Origin of the sequence: uncultured Clostridium sp., assembly GCF_947039605.1 — a bacterium.
Taxonomy (GTDB): domain Bacteria; phylum Bacillota; class Clostridia; order Clostridiales; family Clostridiaceae; genus Sarcina.
The window spans coordinates 1-2644 of record NZ_CAMQZG010000098.1 but is presented as its reverse complement, the minus strand read 5'-3'; the positions used below and the strand labels follow the sequence as shown (position 1 = coordinate 2644).

The 2644-nt window shown below is 28.6% G+C and carries 2 protein-coding genes; one reads left to right on the top strand and one right to left on the bottom strand.

Going from position 1 to position 2644, the window contains the following annotated elements; translation table 11 throughout:
- Positions 1 to 395 precede the first annotated feature (395 nt).
- Positions 396 to 1271 (top strand): alpha/beta hydrolase, encoded by an 876-nt coding sequence (locus Q0V24_RS17065; protein WP_297523375.1) that lies wholly within the window; start codon positions 396 to 398, stop codon positions 1269 to 1271.
- A 76-nt stretch (positions 1272 to 1347) separates the two neighbouring features.
- Here Q0V24_RS17065 and Q0V24_RS17060 read toward each other — a convergent pair whose 3' ends face one another.
- A complete protein-coding gene (locus Q0V24_RS17060; protein WP_297523373.1) occupies positions 1348 to 2565 on the bottom strand; it encodes a radical SAM protein in 1218 nt (405 codons plus the stop codon).
- Between the last annotated feature and the right edge of the window lie 79 nt (positions 2566 to 2644).

Sequence of the window (2644 nt, the reverse complement as noted above, 5' to 3'; positions counted from 1 at the left end):
ACTCTTCATTCACTTTTTTCTAACTTCTAGTTAATATTTAAAACAAAAAAACTTTAGCTACAACTACTATAAGAGGTACAGATTTAAAAAATCTTACTAATCAAGTTTTAGTATTAAAACAACACTTTACAGCTTCTATTGTTTAATTTTAAAATCTATCACAAAAAATTTATTTAGTTAGATTATAATTTTATTTTTGTAAAATATTAACTTTCTAAAGATATATCGTTAATTATAGTCATTTAATATTGAAGACATCATATTAAATGACTATAATACTTTGTAAATCAAAGTAAATTAAGGGGAAATTTATAACTATGAAAAAGAAAAAATTTATTATTATTACTATTAGTGTTTTAGCTACTTGCTCTATAATTTTAGGGGGCTCTTATTATATGGGTAAGCTTGTTTATGATAGTTCTGTTGGTTCACCTCAAACTGTTTTAGAAGAAGAAATCGTCGCTGTTTATGGTTCAAGGGAAGGGAAACCACTTGATAAACTTGATGAATATAAACATACAAATATCATGATAGAAAGTCCTGAAAATGGATATGATGTACAAGCTAAATTTATAGAATGTCCTACTAAGTCTAAAGATACAGTTATTTTAGTTCATGGAATTGGAAGTAACTATAATGAGTATATTTTCTATGCTGATGAATATCTAAAAAAAGGCTATAATGTTATGCTTTATAACCAAAGAAACACAAGCCAGACTGGTGGAGATAACTATACCTTTGGATTATATGAAAGATTTGATTTAGATAGTGTTGTAAATCATGTAAATTTACAAATGCCTGATGGAAAAATAATTGTACAAGGTTTCTCTATGGGAGCTGCTACTACAGCTATGCATTCAGAGCTTAATGAGAAAAATAAACTTGTTGATTTATATATTATAGAAGGACCTTACAGTAATATGGATGATGCTATAGAACTTGGAATTATAGCTGAAAATATTCCTGTTATACCTACAAGCTATATAAAACATTGGGGTAACATCTATACAAAAATGAATGATGGATTTGGATATGATGAAGTTAAACCTTATGAGGCTGTACAGGAAATAACAACACCTATGATGATTATACATGGACTTTTAGATGATGTTTGTGCACCTGAGAATAGTCAAGAAATTTTTGATAACATCCCTCATGACAAGAAGGAGCTTTGGTTTATTGAAGATTCTGCTCATATAAAAGCTTGGGATGATACTGGTGATGAATACTTTAAAAGAATCTTTAAATTTATAGATACTCATTTAAAATAAAAAAACTGCTAGCTTATAAAATTCTTATAGGCTAGCAATTTATCTATTATTCAATTTTTTCTCTCTCTTAATAAATTTACTTTCCTGCTAAAAGCTGATAATACTTTGGTAATTCTTCACTCTTACATTTATCACACTTTTTCGCATAGCAATAACATTTAGGTTTATCAAATTTCTCATGCATTCTTGTCCATATATCTTTTATATCCTCTTCTAACACATTTCCAAAACTCTCTGGTACAAAATCACAAGGTAAAAAATCACCTTTATTATCTATATAAGAATGTTGAACTCCTGCCCCACATCCAAACTGATCTTTTGATTCTATATATGGGAATACTGATACTTTAGGATACTCTTTACTTTTATTTAGCGTACTATGAAGGTCTATTAACTTCTTTTTTTCATCTTTAGATAAAATCGCATCATTCTTTTCTAAAAGTGAACCACATGGAATTGGTTCAAGTATTCTAACCTCATCAATATCTAATGTTTTCAAAAATTTATTTAACTCAAATATCTCTCCAGCATTTAGCATTTCTCTTGTACATACTGTTTGAGCCATTGTATAAAGACCTGCTTGTTTACAATTTTTTATAGCTTCAATAGCTATTTTATAAGCACCTTTATGCCCTCTTTTTTCATCATGTACTGATTCTGTTATACTATCTATACTTATTCCTACACCAAAAAGCCCAGCCTTTTTTAATCCTTTTGCCTTTTCAAGAGTTAACCCAAAACCATTAGTAAATAAATAACTTGTACTCCTCTGATCAACAAAGCTAATTATCTCTTCTAAATCTTTTCTAAGAAGTGGCTCTCCACCAGTAAATCCTATTATTCCTACACCTAAATTTTGAAGGTCATTTATTATCTTTTTCATATTTTCTGTAGATATTTCATCCTTGCAATTATTCTCATCTGCAATAAATCTTTTAGCACTACAATGCCAACACTTGTACATACACCTTGCTGTTACAGCTATATATGTAGAAATTGGTGCATTTCTTTTTCCTGTAGTGTGATTATAAAAAAACTCTGCCCCATCACCTGGAACTGCCATAGCTATGCTATTATAAGCCTTTGAATTTATAGGTGGCAAAAATGAATTAATAATAAAATTCCCATCATGTATGACAAGCCTATCATTCTTTATAACATTCATTCCGCATTTTGCTACATTTGCTAATTTATAATTTTTATTCTGCTTGAATTTCTTATGAATAGATAACATATTTTTTAGTATATCTTTATTCATTCCCATTCTCATAATAATTCCCATATTATTTTTCATTTTTATATACTCCCCACACAAACTTATGTGTAATACTACTTATATTTCTCTCTCTAAAAAGTTTGCCATAGTTTCCTGA